The organism is Kocuria oceani (assembly GCF_029524215.1).
Lineage (GTDB): Bacteria > Actinomycetota > Actinomycetes > Actinomycetales > Micrococcaceae > Kocuria > Kocuria oceani.
Genome location: NZ_JARAMH010000005.1, coordinates 225,611 through 245,236, shown reverse-complemented (window position 1 = coordinate 245,236; position 19,626 = coordinate 225,611). Strand labels below are relative to the sequence as shown.

Below are 19,626 nucleotides of genomic sequence, written 5' to 3'. Positions count from 1 at the left end.
GGGTCATCCGTCGTCGCGGGCGCGCTCGTCCGCGCGTCCGGCCTGCCCACGGGCGCGCTCGTCCGCCCGCTCCTCGGCGTCGGACCGGTCCTCCTCGGCGCTGTCCGCCCCGGGCTCCTCAGCCGGTTCTTCGGCCGGTTCTTCCGTGCTCTCCTCGGCGGGCTCCTCCGTGCTCTCCTCGGCGGGCTCCTCCGTCTGCTCGGGGGACGGCGTCGGGGTGGGCGGGACGGTCGGCTCGGGAGTCGGCTCAGGGGTCGGCTCGGGGGCGGGGGCGGGGGTGACGGCCACGGTGAGCGTCACGGTGGCGCCCTGCGGAGCGGACTGGCCCGCGTCCACGCTCTGGTCAACCACCTGTCCGGCCGGCACCCCGGACCGGGCGGTGGTGACGATCTCGGCGGAGAGCCGGACCTCGTCCGCGCCGAGGGCGGCGACGGCCGCCTGGCGGCTCAGGCCCACGAGCTGCGGCACGGTCACCCGTCCCGTGGACACGACGAGCTCCACCTCGGAGCCGCTCGGGACGGTGGTCCCGCCGTCGGGGTCGGTGGCGACCACCGCTCCCTCGGGCACCCAGGAGCTGTTCGCCGTGCGGGTGGACCCGACCTCGAGCCCCGCCGACTCCAGGGCCTCCCGGGCCTGCTCCTCGGAGCGGCCGGCGAGGTCGTCCGGCACCTCCACCTCGGCAGGTCCCCGGGAGACCTCGAGGACGACCGTGGTGCCCTCCTCGACCCGGGTGTCGGCCGCGGGGTCGGTGCCCACCACGTCGCCCTCGGGCACCTCGTCGTCGTAGACCTGCTCGCGCTCGGGCACCAGGTCGGCACTGCGCAGCGCCGTCTCCGCCACCGAGGCGTCCATGCCGGCGACGTAGGGCACCGCCACGAGTGCGGGCCCACCGCGCTGCCCCTGGACCCACTGGAGGGCCACGACGCCGAGGACGGCGAGCAGCGCGAGGACGAGCAGGGCGAGCAGGGCCGTGCGCAGCGGACGCCGCCGCCGCACCGGGGCCGAGCCGTGGCCGGCATCGCCGACCGCCGCCGCGCTGCCCGCCGCGATGCCCGCAGCGGCGGCCGGGGCGACCGCGGGGGGCGCCGGCGCGGGGACGGGGGCCGGCACGGGCGGCAGCGTCTTCGTGTCCTCGTCCCGCCCCGGCACCGCCCGCAGGGACTGTGTGGCCTCGAGGTCCTCCGGCACGGCCGGGCGCAGCTCCCGCAGGGCCCGGCGCATCTGCCCGGCGTCCTGGAAACGGGCCTCGCGGTCCTTGTCCAGGGCCCTGGCCATGAACTCGTCCACCCGATGCCCGATCCGTGGGTCGAGCTCGGACGGGGCGGGCGGACGGTCCCGCACGTGCTGGGCGGCGATGTCCACGGAGGACTCGCCCACGAACGGCGCGCGCCCGGTGAGCATCTCGAAGAGCACGCACGCGGCGGAGTAGAGGTCCGAGCGGGCGTCCACCGACTCACCCCGCGCCTGCTCCGGGGACAGGTACTGCGCCGTCCCCAGGACGGCCTGGGCCTGCGTGAGCGCCGGGGAGGTGTCCTCCACCGCCCGGGCGATCCCGAAGTCCATGACCTTCACCTGGCGCTCCGGGGTGACGATCACGTTCGCCGGCTTGATGTCCCGGTGGACGATCCCGGCCCGGTGGCTGTACTCGAGGGCGTCCAGGATCCCCAGGGTGATGTCCACGGCGTCCCGCGGCGTGACCGCGTCCTCGTGGATCAGCTCCCGCAGGGTCCGGCCGGGCACGTACTCCATCACGATGAACGGCCGGTCCACGCCCTCGTCGGTCCGGGCCAGGATCTCGCCGGTGTCGTACACGGAGACGATCGAGTGGTGGTTGAGAGCCGCCACGGACTGCGCCTCCCGCTTGAAGCGCTCGTGGAAGGTCGCGTCCCGGGCCAGCTCGGGCCGGAGCACCTTGATCGCCACCCGCCGGCCGAGCCGCAGGTCCCGTCCCACGTGGACCGTGGCCATCCCGCCGCGCCCGATCGTCTCGCCCACCTCGTAGCGGTCGTTGATCAGAGGGGGAACCACGTTGCGGGCCGGCACGGCTCAGCCCTCCTGGCCGGGTCCGGTGGGCGTCGCGGTGGGAGGCGCGGAGGGCGTCGGGGACGGCTCGGCGGTCGGAGCGCTCTCCGGGGCCACGGCCACCCACATCTCGATGGTGTCGCCGGGGCGGACGGTCGAGCCGCCCAGCGGCTGGGTGCGCAGCACCGTGCCCGGCGCGGCGTCCTCGGTGGGCTCGTCGTACCGGATGATGTTCACCCCGAGCAGCCGGATCTCGTCGATCAGCGGATCCGCCTGCTGTCCGACCATCCCGGAGGGCAGCTCCACGGTGTCGGGTCCGGTGGAGAAGGACACCGTGACCGTGGCCCCCCGCTGCACCTGGCCGACGGGGCTCACGGACAGGACCGTGTTCTCCTCCTGGTCCGAGGTCTGGCCCTGCCGCTCGACCCGGAAGCCGAGGTCGGAGAGCTCCTGCACCACGTCGTCGACCGGGCGGCCCTCGTACCGGGCCGCGAGGACCTCCACGGTCTCCGCAGCGTCCGCGGGCGGGGCGGTCGTCTCCTCCGGCACGACCGTGGTGGAGACCGTGCCCGTGGGGGTCGGCTCCGGCGCCACGGGCTCGGGCTGCCGGAGGAGGAAGAACCACAGCAGCCCGGCGAGCAGGGCCAGCGTCAGCAGCACGCCCAGCAGCCAGGCCCACGCGGAGCCCCGTTCGCGGCGGGGCCCCGCCGGCGGAACCGGGTCCGCCGCAGAAGCACCGCCGCCCGGCGCGCGGGAAGGCTCGACGACGTCCAGCTCGGCCGTGATGGGCCGCGCCGGCCCGGCCGCGGCGGCGACCCCGGCGCCGGCCGCCGCAGCCCCGGCCGCCCGGGCGGTGCTGTCCCGCTCCAGCAGCCGGGTCGGCGCGTCGGCGACGGGCTCGAAGGCCTGGGTGGCCTCGTCGTCGGGCAGGTCGAGGAAGGCCCGCATCCCGGGCACGGCGGAGACCGCCGCGGCCTCGTCCCCGCGCCGGAGCGCGTCCACGGCGGTGGCGAGGGCCCCCGCGGTGGCCGGGCGGTCCTTGGGGTCCTTGGCGAGCATCGACATCACGAGGGCCTGCACCGGGTCCGGCACGTCCTCGGGCAGTGCGGGCGGCGGGTCGTTGACCTGGGCGAGGGCGATCGCGATCTGCGACTCCCCGGTGAAGGGCCGGCGTCCGGCCAGGCACTCGTAGCCGATGATGCCCAGGGAGTAGATGTCCGAGGAGCCCGTGGCGGTCTGGCCCGTGGCCTGTTCCGGGGCGAGGTACTGGGCGGTGCCCATCACCTGGCCGGTGGCCGTGAGGGGCACCTGGTCCGCGAGGCGGGCGATCCCGAAGTCCGTGACCTTCACCCGGTTGTCCGGGGTGATGATCAGGTTGCCGGGCTTCACGTCGCGGTGCACCAGGCCCTGCGCGTGCGCGGCCGCGAGCGCCCGTGCCGTCTGCCCGATGTAGTTGAGCACCGTGTCGGCATCCAGGGTCTTCCGCCGCTCGATGATGTTGGACAGCGGCTCGCCCGGGACGAGCTCCATGACGAGGAAGGCCGAGCCCTCCTCCTCGCCGTAGTCGAAGACGTTCGCGACACCGGGGTGGTTCAGCAGGGCGGTGTGCCGCGCCTCCGCGCGGAAGCGCTGCAGGAAGTTCGGGTCCCCGTTGTACTCCTCCTTGAGGATCTTCACGGCGACGATGCGGCCCAGGACCCGGTCCTTGGCCTTCCACACCTCTCCCATGCCGCCGATCGCGATCCGATCGGTCAGTGCGTAGCGCCCGCCCAGGACGGTGCTCGACGAAGGTCTCACTTGTTCAACACCGCCTCGAAGAGTTGCTTGGCGCTCGTGGTGGTCAGGCTGGACCCGGTCGCCACGTCCACGTCCTCGAAAACCACGGCGAGGGCGATCTGGGGGTCGTCGGCCGGGGCGAAGCCGGTGAACCAGGAGTCGTTGAGGCCCTCCTCCGAGCCGATCTCGGCGGTGCCCGTCTTGCCGGCCACCTCGACGCCGGGCACGGCCGCACCTCGGGCGATCCCGTCCTCGACGACCTCCACCATCAGGTCGGTGACGGTGTTGGCGACCTCCGCGCTCGTGGAGCGGCGCAGCTGCTCGGGGGTGAACTCGTCGATCACGGACAGATCGGCCGAGCGCACGGTCTCCACGAGCTGGGGCTTCATCATCAGGCCGTCGTTGGCGATGGCGGCGCTCATCATGGCCACCTGCAGGGGCGTGGTGCGCACGTCGTACTGCCCGATGGAGGACAGCGCGAGCTGGGACTCGTTGAGCTCCTCGGGGAAGATCGACGGCGTCACCTTCAGGGGTACGGAGAGGGACTCGCCGTAGCCGAAGTTCTGGGCGGTCCGGCGGATCGCGTCCTCCCCGAGGTCCAGAGCGATCGAGGCGAAGGGGGTGTTGCAGGACTGCTCGAGCGCGAACTCCAGGTCCGCCTCGGTGCGGGCGGTGCACCCTCCGCCCACGTAGTTGGGCAGGGTCACGTCGGTGCCGGGCAGGGGCAGCTCCTGCGGGTTGGGGATCGAGGACTCCGTGGTGTACTCGCCCGACTCCAGGGCCGCCACGGTGTCGATGATCTTGAACGTCGAGGCCGGGGCGTACAGGTCCCCGGAGATCGCGCGGTTGACGAGCGGCTCGGCCGGGTCCGCGTTGAGCCGCTCGGCGGCGGCGATCACGGAGCCGGAGTCGTGGGAGGCGAGCTCGTTGGGGTCGTAGCCGGGGCTGGAGACCATGGCGAGGATCGCGCCGGTCTCCGGGTCGAGGGCGACGATCGAGCCCTTGCGTCCCTCCAGCAGCTCCGCGGCGGTCCGCTGCAGCTCCGGGTCGATGGTCAGCTCGACCGACGCGCCGGTGGGCTGGTTGCCGGAGAACATCGAGACCACACGGTCGTAGAACTGTTCGTCGGACGCGCCGGAGAGCTCGTCGCCCAGGGCCGCCTCGAGCCCGGTGGCTCCGTAGACCAGCGAGAAGTAGCCCGTCAGGTGTCCGTACAGCAGCGGGTCGGTGTAGACGCGCTGGTACTCGAAGTCGTCGTCCGAGGGCGTGGAGGAGGCCTTCGCGTCGCCGTCCACGAGGATCGCCCCGCGGTCCGCGCCGAACTGGTCGTAGAGGCTGCGGTTGTTCCACGGGTGGGCCTCGAGGGTCCGCGCCGCGAAGAACTGCACGTAGGTCAGCGCCAGGAGCAGCACGGTGAAGATCGCCACGCCGGCCACCCAGGTGTGTCGGATCGCCCGGTTCACGATGCTCCTCCGTTCTCGGTGCGCCCGGGACCGCCCGGGGTGCGGCGGTCCTGGTCGGTGAGGCGGGACATGGCCTCGGTGGGGGTGCCGTCGTCGTCCGGCCCGTCCTCGGAGACCGGGCGCCCGCCCGGACCGGCGGCCGCGATCGGCTCGGTCGCCCCGGTGTCCCCGGGCACCGCGTGCTGGCGGGCCGTGTCCGGACGCGCGGCCGGCCGTTCGACGGTGCGGCCGTCGGTGCGCTCGTCGGTGCGCTCCTCCGCGTCCCGGCCCGCTCCGCGCCGGCGCTCCCGGCGCTCGGCGCGCTCCTGCTCGTCCCGCCGCGCGGCCTCCCGCAGGGCGGCCTCGTAGGCGGCGACCTCGGCGAGATCGGCCTCGGTGGCCGGCCCGGTGACCACGGGCCGGCGGGCCGTGTGCGAGATCGCCAGGATGATCGCCGCGATGATCCAGTTGGACAGCAGCGAGGAACCCCCGGCGGACATGAACGGGGTCGTGAGGCCGGTCAGGGGAATGAGCCGGGTGACGCCGCCCACGACCACGAACAGCTGCAGCACGATGACCGCGGACAGCCCCGCCGCGAGCAGCTTGCCGAAGGCGTCCCGGGTGCCCAGGGCGGCGCGGAACCCGCGGCTGACGAAGAGGAAGAAGAGCATCAGGATCGCGCCGAGCCCGATCAGGCCCAGCTCCTCGCCGAACGCGGTGATGATCATGTCCGAGTTGGCGTAGGAGACGAGGTCCGGCCGGCCCTGGCCCAGGCCCTGCCCGAACAGCCCGCCCGAGGAGAGCCCGAACAGGCCCTGGACGATCTGGGCGGACCCGCCGGGGGCCCGGTTGAAGACCTCCGGGTCGAAGGCGTTGAGCCAGGAGTCCAGGCGCGCCGCCACGTGGCCGAAGACCCGGCTCGCGAGGAAGCCGCCGACGGCCACGAGCAGCAGGCCGATCACGATCCAGCTCAACCGGCTCGTGGCGAGGTAGATCATGGCCAGGAACAGCCCGAAGTACAGGATCGCGGAGCCGAGGTCGCGCTGGAACACCAGCACGCCGATGGCCACCAGCCAGGCGGCGAACATGGGGGCCATGTCCCGGAACCGCGGCAGCCGCACGGGACCGAGCTTCTTGCCGGCCAGGAGGATGAGGTCGCGGTTGGTCGAGAGGTAGCCGGCGAAGAAGACGGCCAGGGTGATCTTCGCGACCTCGCCCGGCTGGAAGGTGCGCCCGCCCACGGAGATCCAGATCCGGGCGCCGTTGAGCTCCACACCGAGCCCCGGCAGCAGGGGCAGGAGCAGGAGCAGGCCGCTGAGCACCAGGGAGATGTAGGTGATCCGGCGCAGCACCCGGTGGTCCTTGAGGAACCAGAGCACCAGGCCGGCGGCGGTCATCGCCAGCCCCGTCCACAGCACCTGGGACTGCGCGGCGGACTGGTCGGTGGTGAGGTCGATGCGGTGGATCATGGCGATGCCGAGGCCGTTGAGGGCCACCACGATGGGCAGCACGTAGGGGTCCGCGTACGTGGCCCGCAGACGGACCACCAGGTGCAGGAGCAGCGCGCCGACGCCCAGGACCAGGCCGGAGACCAGGATGTGCGGGTCCCCGGTGCCGAGCTGGTCCGGGTCCACGAGGATGTTGGCGCCCACGCCGATGGCCACGGCCACGACCAGCAGCAGCAGCTCGGTGAGCCGCCGCGGCTTCTGCCGGGCCTCGGCGGGCTCCTCGGGGGAGCGGGTTCCGGCGGTGGAGCTCATCGGTCACCTCCGGGGCTCGCGGCGGGCGACGCCGTGGGGGACGCGTCCTGGGCCGTGGTGGGCGAGGAGGTGGCCCGGCGGACGGTGCCGGTGGGGCGCGGCTCCGCCCCGGGGCCGGCGCCCGGGGCGGACTCGCGCAGCTCCTGCACGATCCGCAAGGCCTCCTCCAGGCTCCCCGCCGGGATGGCGTTGCGGACCCGCTCCTGGGTGTAGCCGGGCAGGTCCTCGACCCGCAGGTCGGTGGTCCGCTCCAGGTCGCTGAGGCTCACGGGGCCCAGCGACTGGGAGACCCCGCTGTAGATGGCCACGCTGCCCTGCTGCTCGCCCACGTAGTACTGGGAGTTGATCCAGTTGGTCGTCAGCCACCCGCCGGCCACCAGCAGCAGCCCGACCGTGGCCAGGGCGAGCACGGTGAACGCGCGCCGGTTCCGGCGCCGGCGCGGGGACGGGGCCGTGGCCTCCGCCCGGTGCAGCGCCGACTCGACCTCCTGGGGATCGGCCAGGGTGTCCGGCGCGGAGGTCTGCAGCAGGGTCGCGCGGCGCTGCAGGATGCTGTCGCTCACCGTGGGGATGCGCCCGGTCTGGGTGGCGTTGGCGGCGGCGCCCACCAGCAGGTGCGGACGGGCCGCGAGGTCGCGGCGAAGCACCGCGGCGGAGGACTCCGCGGACTCCGGGCCGGCGGCCGCATCCCCGGTCAGCTCGTCCGAGGTCCGGGCGAAGCCGGGGTCCGGGACCGCGCCGCGCGCCTCGCCGGTCTGCGGCGCGACCGGGGCGTCGTCGTCGGTCGCGAACACCTGCACCACCACCACGGTGACGTTGTCCGGTGCCCCGCGGTCCAGGGTCAGCTCCACGAGGGTGTCCACGATCTGGTTGAGGTCGTCCCCGGAGCGCAGCACGGACTCGATGGTCTCGGGCCGGACCACGGCGTTGAGCCCGTCCGAGCACAGCAGCCACCGTTCGCCGATCTCGGGGCGGACGGTCTCCACCTCGATCTCGGGGGAGGCGTCCACGTCCCCGAGCACGCGCATCAGGACGTTCTTGTGGGGGTGGGACTCCGCCTCGTCCGGGCGCAGCCGTCCCTCGTCGATGAGCCGCTGCACGAACGTGTGGTCCCGGGTGACCTGGTGGAACTCGTCCCCGCGCAGCCGGTAGGCCCGCGAGTCGCCGATGTGGGCGACGACGATCTCGTCCTCGTCGGCCAGCAGCGCCGTGACGGTGGTCCCCATCCCGCCGAGGCGGGGGTTGCCCAGGACCAGCCGGGCCAGGTTCTGGTTGGCGTTCTGGATCTCGTCCGCGAGCACGGTGGCGCCGTCGCCGTGGTGCCCCGGCCGGTCGAGGGAGGTGAGGTCCATGACCGCGGACGCGGAGGCGACGTCCCCGCCCACGTGCCCGCCCATGCCGTCGGCGACCACCGCGAGGTGCCGGCCCGCGTAGGCGGAGTCGTCGTTCTTCGAACGGACCCTGCCCACGTCGGAGCGCGCGGCGTAGCGGAAGGCGATCGCCATGCGTCAGGACCTCAGTTCCAGGACGGTCTTGCCCACCCGGAACGGGGTCCCGGCGTCGAGGGGCACGGCCCGGGAGAGGCGCTGCTGGCCCACGAAGGTGCCGTTGGTGGAACCGAGGTCCTCGAGGAACCAGCGGGAGCCCTGCGGGAAGAGCCGGGCATGTCGCCCGGAGGCGTAGTCGTCGCCGAGGGGGACGGTGGCCTCGGGGGAGCGGCCCAGCAGGACGGGGGCGTTGCCCAGGGCGTAGCTGCGGCCCTGCAGCGGGCCCTCCAGCACCGCGAGGGTCTGCGGGCGGGAGCGCTGCTGGCCCGTGCCGGGACCGGCGGCGGGCGGCGCGGTCGGCTCGGGAGCCGCCGGTGCGGCCGCGGCGCGGGACCGGCCCAGGACGGCCGGGAGCTTCCCGCCGACTGCCAGGTCACGACCCTGGCTGGCCACGATGCTGAAGATGAAGATCCAGAGGAGGGCCAGGAACCCGAAGCGGAGGAGGGTGACGGTCAGCTCGGACATTCAGCGGTTCCCCTTCGGGGTCAGGAGGCGGAACGTGATCCGGGTCCGTCCCATGGTGATCACGGAACCGTTGACCAGCTCGGAGCGGCCGATCACCCGCTCCCCGTCCACGTAGGAACCGTTGGTCGAGCCGAGGTCCACGGCCAGGAAGTGCTCGCCCTGCCGGCGGATCTCGAGGTGCTTGCGGGACACCCCGGTGTCCTCCACGGTGATGTCCGCCTCGGCGGACCGGCCCAGCACGATCGAGTCCGCGTTGATGGAGAACCGTTCGCCCTCGACGTCGAGCACCGGGATCCAGCGCCGCGCGGACGCGGCCTGCGCGGGCGCGGCTTGCGTGGGCTCGTCCTCCGGGTCCCGGTGGCCGCGGGCGATCCGGTGCCCGCTCGGGGTGGCCGGCGTGTTCGGGGACTCGGCGGTGCGCTGCGCCGAGGAGTGCACGCGGAACTCGCCGGCCTCGACCTCGGGGTTGTGGGTGAAGGAGACCTTCACCGCTCCCTGCAGCGTGTAGGCCTGGCTGCGCGCGTGCTTGATCACGACGTCGCACAGCTCCTCGGCCAGCGGCGTGCCCCAGTCCTGGGCGCGGGGGAAGTCCTCGTCGGAGAACTCCACGACGAACACGTTGGGGGCCATGGTCCGCCCGGCGGAGATCGTGAAGGCCTCCTGGTCGAGCTCGCGGCGCAGTGCGCTGGCGATCTCGACCGCCTCCACCCGTTTGCGGGAGCCCGTGGTGAAGGCGGCGCGGACGGCCTTCTCGATGTTCTTCTCGAGGCTTTCGAGGAATCCCATGCCGCCTCCTTCCTGGCGTCGATCGCGGTGTGCATGCCCCCGGTCTCGGGTCAGGCGCTCTCCAGGATAGTAGACGTGGTGCCTGGGAGCCGCGTCGACGGCAGCAGGCGCGGCGGCGGACCCCTTGCCAGGACGCCGCGCCGGGGGAAGAATCCTGGTATGAAGCACACTGATCAAAAGGCCCTGTCCCTGACCGCGCTCGCGCTCTCGGCGCTGCTGCTCGCCGGGTGCGGTGACGGCGGCGGTGGTGGCGAAGGAGGTGGGGCGGAGGCCACGGACGGAGCCGCGACCAGCGCTCCCGCCGAGCCCACCGGCACCGAGGACCCGGCGACCGGCGCCGGGAGCCCCTCGGCCACGCCGTCGGGCACGGCGACCGGCGACGAGAGCCCGTCCGCGACGCCCTCGGGCACGGCCACCGCCGACGGGAGCCCCGGCGCCTCACCGTCGGGCACCGCCACCTCGACCTCCTCGCCGGAGACCGGGGGCGAGGCCGCCGCCGTGGTGGGCGCGGTCGTCGCCGCCGAGGAGGCCGTGACGGGAGGCCAGGTGTTCGAGATCGACCGCAAGGACGGCGAGGAGGGCTGGGAGGTCAAGCTCGCCGTCGGCGACCGGGAGAAGGAGGTCGACGTCTCCCAGGACGGCTCCGAGGTCACCCCCCAGGAGGGCGACGACCAGCTGGACCAGGAGGACCGCGAGCGGGTCGCCCAGGTCCAGGTCCCGCTGGAGGACGCCGTCCGGACCGCGCTGGACGAGGTGGACGGCACGCTCGACGGCGCCCAGCTCGACACGGAGGACGGCACCACCGTCTGGGAGGTCGACGTCGACGACCCCGACGGGACGTCCGTGGACGTGTACGTCAACGTGGCCAACGGCTCCGTCGTCAAGGTCGATCGCTGACCCGGTGACAGGAGCCCCGGGGCGTTCCGGGCAGCGGCAGCTGCGGCTCACGTTCCTCGGCCTGCTGATGGCCGTGCTGCTGGCCGCCCTCGACCAGACCATCGTGGCCACCGCCCTGCCCGCGATCGTCGGGGACCTCGACGGGCTGGACCGCATCTCGTGGGTGGTCACGGCGTACGTGCTGGCGGCCACGGTGGGCCTGCCGGTCTACGGGAAGCTGGGCGACCTCTACGGGCGCAAGCGGATCTTCCTCGTGGCCGTGGTGGTCTTCCTCCTGGGCTCGGTCCTGGCCGGCGCAGCCCAGGACATGACGCAGCTCATCGTGTTCCGTGCCCTGCAGGGCCTCGGCGGCGGAGGTCTGCTGATCGGGGCGCAGGCGATCATCGCGGACCTCGTCCCGGCGCGCGAGCGCGGGAAGTACATGGGCGTGATCGGGGCGGCCTTCGGCCTCGCCTCGGTGAGCGGGCCGCTGCTGGGCGGGTTCCTCACCGACCTCGTGAGCTGGCGCTGGGTGTTCTGCATCAACCTGCCGCTGGGCCTGGTCACGCTCGTGTTCATCCCGCGCTTCCTGCACCTGCCGCACGTGCCGCGCGGTCGCGTGCGGCTGGACGTGCTCGGGACCGCGCTGCTGGCCGCGGGCAGCGTCGCGTTCGTGCTGCTGACCACCTGGGCCGGCACCGTCCACCCCTGGGCGAGCCCGCCGATCCTCGGGCTGGCCGGGGCGGTCGCCGTGCTGACGGGGATGTTCGTACTGGTCGAGCGCCGTGCCGCGGAACCCATCATCCCGCTGCACCTGTTCCGGGTGCGCAACTTCGTGGTGCCCACGGCGGCGGCCGTCGGGATGGGCGTGATCATGTTCGCCACGATCACCTACCTGCCCACGTACCTGCAGATGGTGGAGGGCGCCTCGGCCACGGCGGCCGGTCTGATGATGATCCCCGTGACGGCCGGGATGCTCGCCGGCACCATCGGCACGGGGCGGCGCATCGCGCGCACCGGCCGCTACCGGCTGTGGCCGGTACTGGGCTCGGCGGTGATGGCCGCGGGCCTCGTGCTGCTCTCCACGATCGACGAAAGCACCCCCTACGCGCTGACGGCCACCGGCATGGCCGTGATCGGTCTGGGGATCGGCTGTCTCCTGCAGAACCTCGTGCTGATCGTGCAGAACGCCGTGCCGCCGGCGGACGTGGGGGCCGCGACGTCCGCCTCGAACTACTTCCGGCAGACCGGCGCCTCCTTCGGGATCGCGGTGTTCGGCTCGGTGTTCGTCGCCCGGCTCGACGGCGCCCTCGGGGACGTCTCGTCCCCGGCCGGGGCCGACGTCAACGCACTGATCCCGCAGGTGCTCGCCTCCCTGTCCGCCCCGGCTCAGGAGGCGGTGGCCCAGGCCTTCGCCCAGGCCCTGCCTCCGCTCTACCTGTGGGGGCTGCCGGTGGCCGCGGCGTGCCTGGTGCTGTCCCTGCTGATCGAGGAGCTCCCGCTGGGCACGGCCACCGGCTCCACCGCCGCGGGGGCGGAGGAGCGCGCGGCGGCCCGCCCGCCGGGCGCCGCTGACTAGGCTGGCACCGAGACCGCCACCGCATGCCGAGGAGCAGCAGATGACCGATCCGCGCCCGTTCACCACCGCCGACCTCTACGACGAGCGCGGGGAGCAGCTGATGTCCTGCCCGCGCCAGTTCCTCGACCTGGGCGGGGTGCGCGCCTTCACCGGCACGGTCCGCACGGTGCGCTGCTTCCAGGACAACGGCCTCGTCAAGGCGGTGCTCAACTCCCCGGGGGACGGGGCGGTCCTGGTGGTGGACGGGCACGGCTCGATGGGCACCGCCCTCATGGGGGACATGATCGCGGAGTCCGCCGTGCGCAACGGCTGGGCCGGTGTCATCGTCAACGGTCCGGTCCGGGACCGGGTCGCCCTCGCCGGGCTGCCCCTGGGGGTCAAGGCGCTGGGCTCCAACCCACGCAAGTCCGCCAAGGACGGCGTCGGGGAGCAGGACGTGCCGGTCGTCATCGAGGGCGTGACCTTCCGCCCCGGCCGCACCGTGTGGGCGGACGAGGACGGGATCCTGGTCGAGAGCTGAGCGGCCTACCGGCGCATGGGCACGTGCGGGATGCCGTCCTCGAGGAACGTCTCCCCGGCGCGCGCGAAGCCGAACCGCCCGTACCAGCCCTCCAGGTGGGCCTGGGCGTCGAGGACGACCGGGGCCGGACCGCAGCGGGCCAGCGCCGCGCGCAGCAGGGCGGCCGAGAGACCCTGCCCGCGCGCGTCCGCGGCGGTGGCCACGCGGCCGATCCGCAGCAGCGCGGACCCGTCCGGAGTGTCCTCCACGAGCAGCCGCAGCGTCGAGAGCACCCGCCCGTCCCGCTCGATCCAGCCGTGCCGGCAGCCGGGCTCGAGGTCCCGGCCGTCGAGCTCGGGATAGGGGCAGGCCTGCTCCACGACGAACACGTCGGTGCGCAGCCGCAGGAGGCCGTACAGCTGGGCGGAGGACAGCTCGGCCGCGGTCGCCCAGCGCACGGGCGGGGGCACGGGACCCGGGCGCCCGCCCACGGAGTCGGTCACGGAGTCGGTCACGGAGTCGTCCACGGGGCAGCAGGCTACCGGCTCAACCGGCCCGGTGGGTGAGCCGGCCGCCGCGCCACGTGGCGCGCACGCCGATGTGCTCCACCGACTCCCCGCGCCGGTGCACCTCCACCGGGTCCTGCTCGAGCACCACCAGGTCCGCCTGCTTGCCGATGGCGAGGGACCCGATCCGGTCGGCCATGCCCAGGGCGGCCGCGGCCTCGGAGGTGTAGGCGGCCAGTGCCTCCATGACGTCCAGCCGCTCGGCGGCGGGGCCGAAGCGGCGCCCGTCCCCGTCGAGGCGGTCGGTCCAGGCCTGGACGGAGCGCAGCACGTCGCCGTCGGCGACCGGGCGGTCGGAGCTGCCCGCGATCCGCACGCCCGCGTCGAGGAAGCTGCGGCCCCGGTAGGTCCAGTCCGTGCGCTGCGGGCCCAGCAGCCGGCGGAACTGCACGGCCATGGGGCGCAGGAAGCCGATCTGCGGGGTGACGCAGATCCCGGCGGCGGCGAGCCGCGCGAGCTGGTCGGGGCGGGTGATGCTGGCGTGCTCGATCCGGTTGGGGAAGCGGCGGCGCCCGTGCGCGTCCTGGCACCCGGTGATCACGTCGATCGCGAAGTCGATGGCCCGGTCCCCGATCGCGTGGGCGGCCACCGACCAGCCCGCCCGGTAGGCCTCCCGGACCGCCGCCGCCATCTGCTCGGGGTTCTCCTGGAAGTACCCCGTGGAGTGCCCGCTGCCGCAGAACGCCTCGGTCACCGCGGCGGTCTCCCCGAGCAGCGAGCCGTCGACGAAGACCTTCACCGGCCCCAGCACGAGCTCGTCGTCGCCGAACCCGGTGCGCAGCCCGAGGTCCAGTCCGCGGGCGGAGCCGTCCCCCAGCCCGCCGATCTCGTGCAGCACGTCCAGCACGGGCATCACCTGCGCGCGGGCGTGCAGGGCGCCCTCCTCGCGGGCCCGCTGGTAGGCCAGCAGCTCGGCCGGGTTGTGCCCGATCCAGCCGCCGCCGATCCCAGCCTCCGCGAACGTGGTGATGCCCTCGGCGGCGTAGCGGGCGGTGGCGCGATCGAGGGCGGCCACGATCTTGCCCAGCGGGTACGGGCGGAACAGCTCCTGGACCATCGCCTGGGCCGTCTCCTCGACCAGGCCGGTGGCCCGCCCGGCGTCGTCGCGCACCACTCGCCCGCCCACCGGGTCCGGGGTGCCGGGGGTGAGCACCCCGGCACGGCGCAGCGCCTCCGAGTTCACCACCGCGGCGTGGCCGGAAGTGTGCCGCACGAACAGCGGCGTGCTGCCGGTGATGCGGTCCAGGACGTCGATGTCGGGCAGGGCCCCGCCCACGGTGGCCGGGTAGAAGCCGGTGGCCATGAGCCACTCCTCGTCCCGCGGCTTGGCGGCCATGCCCCGCTCCAGGGCTTCGTAGAGCCGGTCCAGGGAGGTGCATTCGGACAGGTCCACCTCGGCGAGGCCCAGCCCGAACCACGTGGTGTGGCAGTGCGCGTCCACGAACCCGGGCAGCACCGTGGCCCCGCCCAGGTCCACGGTCTCGGCCGCCGGGACCCCGGGGTCGTCGAGGACCACGATCCGCCCTCCGTGCACCCCCAGGCTCGACGCCCGTGGCCGGGCGGGGTCCATCGTGCGGACCGTGGCGTTGACGAGCAGGAGATCGAGCTGCATGGAGGTCCTTTCCGCGGGGCTGGTCCCATCGTGGCACCCCGGGCCCGGTCCCGCACGGCACCCGTGCCGCGCCGGTGCCGCCCCCCGCCGGGGTCCCGGGACGGGGGCCGGTCAGCCGATGGCGGCGACGAGCTCCGTGGCCTGGCGGATCGCCCGCTTGGCGTCCAGCTCGGCCGCCACGTCCGCCCCGCCGATGAGGTGCACCGGTACGGCGCCGGCGTCGTGGCCGGCGGCGAGCAGCGCGTCGTGCAGCTGCCGCAGCGGCTCCTGTCCGGTGCACAGCACCACGGTGTCCACGGCGAGCACCTGCTCCACGGCCGCGGCGCCGTCGGGTCCGGGGACGGCGAGGTGCAGCCCGTCGTCGTCGATCCGCCGGTAGCTCACGCCGCTGAGGGTGCGCACGCCCCCGGCCTTGAGCGAGGCCCGGTGGATCCACCCCGTGGTGCGGCCCAGGCCGGCCCCGGGCTTGCCGGGGGAGCGCTGCAGCAGCGTCACCTCGCGGGCAGGGCGCGGCGGTGCGGGCGGGACCAGGCCGCCGCGGGCGGCGAGCGTGGTGTCCACACCCCACGCCCGGTAGAAGTCGGTCCCGGTGCCGGGGGAGTGCAGCAGGTACTCGGCGACGTCGAAGCCGATCCCCCCGGCGCCCAGGACGGCGACCCGCCGCCCGACCGGTGCGCCGTGCTGCAGGACGTCCCGGTAGCCCACGACCGAGGGGTGGTCCACGCCCTCGATCGCGGGCACCCGCGGCACCACGCCGGTGGCGAGCACCACCCGGTCGAAGCCGTCCAGGTGCGCGGGCGTGGCGGGCGTCCCCAGCCGCACGTCCACCCCGAGCTCCGCCAGCCGCACGCCGTAGTAGCGCAGGGTCTCGCCGTACTCCTCCTTGCCGGGGATGCGCAGGGCCATGCAGAACTGCCCGCCGATGTGCTCCTCGGCCTCGAACAGCGTCACGGCGTGGCCGGCCTCCGCGGCGCCGACCGCGAAGGCGAGCCCGGCGGGGCCGGCCCCGACCACGCCGATCCGCTCGGACCGGCGGGTGGGCCCCAGGCGCAGCAGCGTCTCGTGGCCCGCCCGCGGATTGACCAGGCAGGAGGCGGTGCGCCCGGCGAAGGTGTGGTCCAGGCAGGCCTGGTTGCAGGCGATGCAGGTGTTGATGGCGTCGGCGCGGCCCCGCGCGGCCTTGGCCACGAAGTCCGGGTCCGCGAGCAGCGGCCGGGCGAGGGAGACCATGTCGGCGTCGCCCTCCGCGAGGACCCGCTCCGCCGTCTCCGGGGTGTTGATGCGGTTCACCGCGACCAGCGGGATCCCGACCTCGCCCTTCAGCCGGCGCGTCACCCAGGAGAAGCCGCCCCGGGGGACCACCGTGGCGATGGTGGGGATCCGGGCCTCGTGCCAGCCGATGCCGGTGTTGAGCAGCGTGGCCCCGGCGGCCTCGACCGCCCGCGCCAGCTCCACGACCTCCTCGACCGTGGAGCCGCCCGGGACCAGGTCCAGCATCGACAGCCGGTAGATCAGCAGGAACTCCGGGCCCGTGCGCTCGCGGACGCGGCGGACGATCTCGACGGGCAGGCGCATCCGGTTCGCCCAGCACCCGCCCCACTCGTCGGTGCGGTGGTTGGTCTCGGCGGCGACGAACTCGTTGATGAGGTAGCCCTCGGAGCCCATGATCTCCACGCCGTCGTAGCCGGCCTCCCGGGCCCGGGCCGCGGTGCGGGCGAAGTCCTCGATGGTCCGCTCGATCTCCTCGCCGGTGAGCTCGTGCGGGACCACCGGGCTGATGGGGGCGCGCAGCGGGCTGGGGGCCACCGCGGCCGGGGCCTTGGCGTAGCGGCCGGAGTGCAGGATCTGCAGCGCGATCCGCCCGCCCTCGGCGTGCACGGCCTCGGTCACCAGGCGGTGCCGAGCCACCTCCTCGGGGGTGCGCAGGAGGGCGCCGCCGGCGCGGGTGGCGCCCTCGGGATTGGGCCCGACGCCGCCCGTGACGATGAGCCCGACGCCGCCGCGCACCCGTTCCGCGTAGAACGCCGCGAGCCGCTCGAACCCGCCGGGCTGCTCCTCGAGTCCGGTGTGCATCGAGCCCATGAGCACCCGGTTCGGCAGGGTCGTGCCGCCCAGCTGCAGGGGCGACAGCAGGTGCGGATAGGGCAGATTCATCCGATACTCCTCGTCTCAGGTACCTGGGTCACCGTAGGCGAGAAGTGATGCACGCCACAAGTTCGGCGCGGAGGGGGCCTCAGAGCTCGCGCAGCCGCTCCTTCCAGAACGCCCGCCGGTGCTCGACGTCCTCGGGGGAGGCCAGTCCGGTGTGGCTCACGCCCACCGTGCACCGATCGTCGTCCTTGGCCCTGAGGTGCACCGTGACCCGGGAGCCGTCGACCAGGCGCACCCGCCAGTACCGCCACGTCCCGGTGGCGCTGGTGCCGGGTGGGCCCTCGGAGGCCACGCCGGCGACCTCGGCGGCTCCGCCCATGAGGTCCTCCCAGCGGGCCAGCACCTCGTCCGCCGTGCCCGGCACGGTCCGGCCGGCGCTGACGGCCCAGCTCCCGTCCCCGGCCTGGCCGGGGCGCCGGGCGCCGATGTGCTGCTCGTAGGCCACCGTGATCTGCTGGGCCCACCACCCCGGATTGGCGACGACGCCGTCGAGCTGCTCCGCCAGGTGCCCGGCGATCTGGGTGTGGCTCATCCGGCGGGCACCGTGGGCCTCGAGCCGGGCCGTCCAGGTCTCCCACGGGATGCCCGTGGCCTCGGTGATGCCGCGCGTGCTGGTGCCCCGGGTGCTCATGGGCCCAGGGTAGCGGTGGCCGGACGCGGAGCGCGGCCGGTGCGGCTCAGTCCCCGGCCGTGGGGCCGGGGCCGTCCGCGCCGGCGCCGAAGTCCGGGTCGGCGGGGTCCTCGGCGTCGCCCGCGCTCGGGACGCGCTGGCCGGCGTTGGTCTGGCCCAGCGGGTCCTGGGCGGTTTCGAGGTCGCGCGCCGGGGTGTCGGGCACGCCGACGTCGTCGGCCAGGTGCGGGTCGTCGGGGAGCTGGTTGCCGGGGATCGTCATGGTCCCATCCCACCAGCGGCTCCGGGGTCCTGGCAAGGGTTCCGGGGAGAGGAGGCCGGGGGCGGATATCGCGCTCAGCGAATGGACAGGGTGCTGACAGTCCTCGGGGGGCGTGGGATAGTGGGTCGGGAGGGCCCGCTCCGGCGGGCCGCCCACTGTTGTCGATCGAGGTCGCCGTCCGGCGGCGGCCGGAACCAGGAGACGATCCCATGGCCACCACGAACCAGAGCGCCGCCCCCTACACCGTGCCCGGCCTGTCCACGGAGAACGGTCACGAGGTCGCCCAGACCCTGCAGCAGCGCCTGCACGCGCTCAACGACCTCCAGCTGACCCTCAAGCACGCCCACTGGAACGTGGTCGGGCCCAACTTCATCTCCGTCCACGAGATGCTGGACCCGCAGATCGAGCTCGTGCGCGGCTTCGTCGACGAGCTGGCCGAGCGGATGGCCACCATGGGCGTGGGCCCCAGCGGCCTGCCCGGGGACCTCGTGCGGGTCCGCACCTGGGACGACTACTCGGTCCACCGCGCCACCGCCGTGGAGCACCTCGCGGCCCTGGACCTCGTCTACAACGGGATCATCGAGGACCACCGGGACGCCATCCAGAAGGTGGGGGAGCTCGATCCCGTCACCGAGGACATGCTCATCGGCCAGGTCAAGGAGCTCGAGCTCTTCCAGTGGTTCATGCGCGCCCACCTCGAGAACAGCGGCGGTGCCCTGCAGCACGGCGGCGCCCGCACGGAGCAGGACGCGGCCGAGTCCGCCGCGCAGTAGTCCACGCCGTCGTCCGCGCAGCGGAACCTGCCGCCACCGTGGCAGCCACCGGTCGCCCCGGCCCCGCCGACCCCCGCGGTCCGCGGGGCCGGGGCGTGCTCACGGCCATGACCTTCAACGTCCGCCGCCCCCTGCCGCGGTACCGCCGCGGCGCCCCGGACGCGTGGTTCACCCGGGCGCCGGCGGTGCAGGCCCTGCTGCGCGCCCACCGGCCGCACCTGGCCGCCCTCCAGGAGGTCCACCCGGAGCAGCTGCACCCGCTCCGCGACGCGCTGGGACCGGGGCACGTCCTCCTCGGGACGGGCCGGGACGCCGGTGGACGCGGCGAGCGCTGCCTGCTGGCCGTGGACACCACCCGCTTCACGGTGGACCGGTGGCGGCAGCGGTGGCTGTCCCGCACCCCGGAGGTCCCGGGCTCCCGGGGGGCCGGGGACGCCTTTCCGCGCACCGCGGTCCTCGCGGACCTCACGGACCGGCGCACCGGGGTGGCCTGGCGGGCGGTCGCCACCCATCTGGACCCGTGGCCGGAGCGCGCCCGGCTGCGGCAGCTGGCCGCCCTGCAGGGGCTGCTCCTCGGCTGGGAGGGGCCGCTGCTGCTCCTCGGGGACTGGAACGCGGCCGCCGGGCGGTCCCGGACGTGGGACGCCGCCGTGGCCGGCGGGCTGCGCGACACCCTCCCCCCGGACGCCCCCGGCACCTTCCACCGCTACCGTCCGCCGGGGGCGAGGACGCCGCGGCTGGACTGGATCCTGCACGGCGGCCCCGTCCGCGTGCTGGGCTCCCGGGTCCTGGCCGAGCGACCGGGCGGGGTGTGGGCCTCGGACCACTTCCCGGTGCTGGCCGAGCTGGAGCACGACGGCGGGACCGGCGGCTGAGCCG

General features: G+C 74.4%; 17 protein-coding genes. 5 read left to right on the top strand and 12 right to left on the bottom strand.

Translation table 11 applies throughout. From position 1 onward, the window contains the following. Positions 1-3 precede the first annotated feature (3 nt). The 7 genes from pknB to PU704_RS08020 are packed head-to-tail and all read right to left on the bottom strand — an operon-like array spanning position 4 to position 9,798. Positions 4-2,043, bottom strand: coding sequence for a Stk1 family PASTA domain-containing Ser/Thr kinase (gene pknB / locus PU704_RS08050; protein ID WP_277550942.1), 2,040 nt, complete (start codon positions 2,041-2,043; stop codon positions 4-6). Between the two features lie 3 nt (positions 2,044-2,046). Next, the gene (locus PU704_RS08045) at positions 2,047-3,819 is read right to left on the bottom strand and encodes a protein kinase domain-containing protein (protein ID WP_047805177.1); all 1,773 of its coding nucleotides are present in this window, start codon (positions 3,817-3,819) and stop codon (positions 2,047-2,049) included. After that, positions 3,816-5,261 carry a peptidoglycan D,D-transpeptidase FtsI family protein gene (locus PU704_RS08040; protein WP_047805176.1) on the bottom strand — a complete coding sequence of 482 codons (1,446 nt, stop codon included), beginning with the start codon at positions 5,259-5,261 and terminating at the stop codon, positions 3,816-3,818. The genes PU704_RS08045 and PU704_RS08040 overlap by 4 nt, the downstream gene beginning before the upstream one ends. Further along, positions 5,258-7,000 (bottom strand): FtsW/RodA/SpoVE family cell cycle protein, encoded by a 1,743-nt coding sequence (locus tag PU704_RS08035; protein WP_075871578.1) that lies wholly within the window; start codon positions 6,998-7,000, stop codon positions 5,258-5,260. The genes PU704_RS08040 and PU704_RS08035 overlap by 4 nt, the downstream gene beginning before the upstream one ends. Next, positions 6,997-8,505 (bottom strand): PP2C family protein-serine/threonine phosphatase, encoded by a 1,509-nt coding sequence (locus PU704_RS08030; RefSeq protein WP_277550940.1) that lies wholly within the window; start codon positions 8,503-8,505, stop codon positions 6,997-6,999. Before PU704_RS08030 ends, PU704_RS08035 begins: the two co-directional genes overlap by 4 nt. A 3-nt stretch (positions 8,506-8,508) precedes the next feature. After that, positions 8,509-9,012, bottom strand: a complete 504-nt coding sequence (locus PU704_RS08025; RefSeq protein WP_047805173.1) for an FHA domain-containing protein FhaB/FipA — start codon at positions 9,010-9,012, stop codon at positions 8,509-8,511. Continuing rightward, complete coding sequence (locus PU704_RS08020) at positions 9,013-9,798, bottom strand: FhaA domain-containing protein (RefSeq protein ID WP_075871576.1); 786 nt, start codon at positions 9,796-9,798, stop codon at positions 9,013-9,015. Between the two features lie 159 nt (positions 9,799-9,957). Here PU704_RS08020 and PU704_RS08015 point away from each other — a divergent pair, with 159 nt between their 5' ends. Genes PU704_RS08015 through rraA form a run of 3 tightly spaced genes read left to right on the top strand, consistent with a single transcriptional unit; the run spans position 9,958 to position 12,773 of the window. Next, positions 9,958-10,695 carry a PepSY domain-containing protein gene (locus tag PU704_RS08015; RefSeq protein ID WP_277550939.1) on the top strand — a complete coding sequence of 246 codons (738 nt, stop codon included), beginning with the start codon at positions 9,958-9,960 and terminating at the stop codon, positions 10,693-10,695. Between the two features lie 4 nt (positions 10,696-10,699). Further along, positions 10,700-12,253, top strand: a complete 1,554-nt coding sequence (locus tag PU704_RS08010) for an MDR family MFS transporter (RefSeq protein ID WP_277550938.1) — start codon at positions 10,700-10,702, stop codon at positions 12,251-12,253. A gap of 40 nt (positions 12,254-12,293) precedes the next feature. Further along, positions 12,294-12,773, top strand: a complete 480-nt coding sequence (rraA, locus tag PU704_RS08005; RefSeq protein WP_047805170.1) for a ribonuclease E activity regulator RraA — start codon at positions 12,294-12,296, stop codon at positions 12,771-12,773. Positions 12,774-12,778: 5 nt separating this feature from the next. On the opposite strand, the gene PU704_RS08000 is transcribed toward rraA, so the two are convergent. From PU704_RS08000 to PU704_RS07980, 5 genes are all read right to left on the bottom strand, one after another. Then, on the bottom strand, positions 12,779-13,279 hold the full coding sequence (locus PU704_RS08000) for a GNAT family N-acetyltransferase (RefSeq protein ID WP_338130222.1): 501 nt from the start codon (positions 13,277-13,279) through the stop codon (positions 12,779-12,781). Positions 13,280-13,298: 19 nt separating this feature from the next. Continuing rightward, positions 13,299-14,930, bottom strand: coding sequence for an amidohydrolase (locus PU704_RS07995; protein WP_277550936.1), 1,632 nt, complete (start codon positions 14,928-14,930; stop codon positions 13,299-13,301). Between the two features lie 111 nt (positions 14,931-15,041). Beyond that, positions 15,042-17,084 (bottom strand): NADPH-dependent 2,4-dienoyl-CoA reductase, encoded by a 2,043-nt coding sequence (locus tag PU704_RS07990; RefSeq protein WP_277550935.1) that lies wholly within the window; start codon positions 17,082-17,084, stop codon positions 15,042-15,044. Between the two features lie 79 nt (positions 17,085-17,163). Then, positions 17,164-17,712 (bottom strand): hypothetical protein, encoded by a 549-nt coding sequence (locus PU704_RS07985; protein WP_277550934.1) that lies wholly within the window; start codon positions 17,710-17,712, stop codon positions 17,164-17,166. A 46-nt stretch (positions 17,713-17,758) separates the two neighbouring features. Continuing rightward, the gene (locus PU704_RS07980; protein ID WP_047805166.1) at positions 17,759-17,974 is read right to left on the bottom strand and encodes a hypothetical protein; all 216 of its coding nucleotides are present in this window, start codon (positions 17,972-17,974) and stop codon (positions 17,759-17,761) included. Positions 17,975-18,183: 209 nt separating this feature from the next. Between PU704_RS07980 and PU704_RS07975 the strand changes: the two genes are divergently transcribed. After that, positions 18,184-18,747 (top strand): Dps family protein, encoded by a 564-nt coding sequence (locus PU704_RS07975; protein WP_277550931.1) that lies wholly within the window; start codon positions 18,184-18,186, stop codon positions 18,745-18,747. Positions 18,748-18,854: 107 nt separating this feature from the next. After that, on the top strand, positions 18,855-19,622 hold the full coding sequence (locus PU704_RS07970) for an endonuclease/exonuclease/phosphatase family protein (protein ID WP_277550930.1): 768 nt from the start codon (positions 18,855-18,857) through the stop codon (positions 19,620-19,622). Positions 19,623-19,626: the final 4 nt, after the last annotated feature.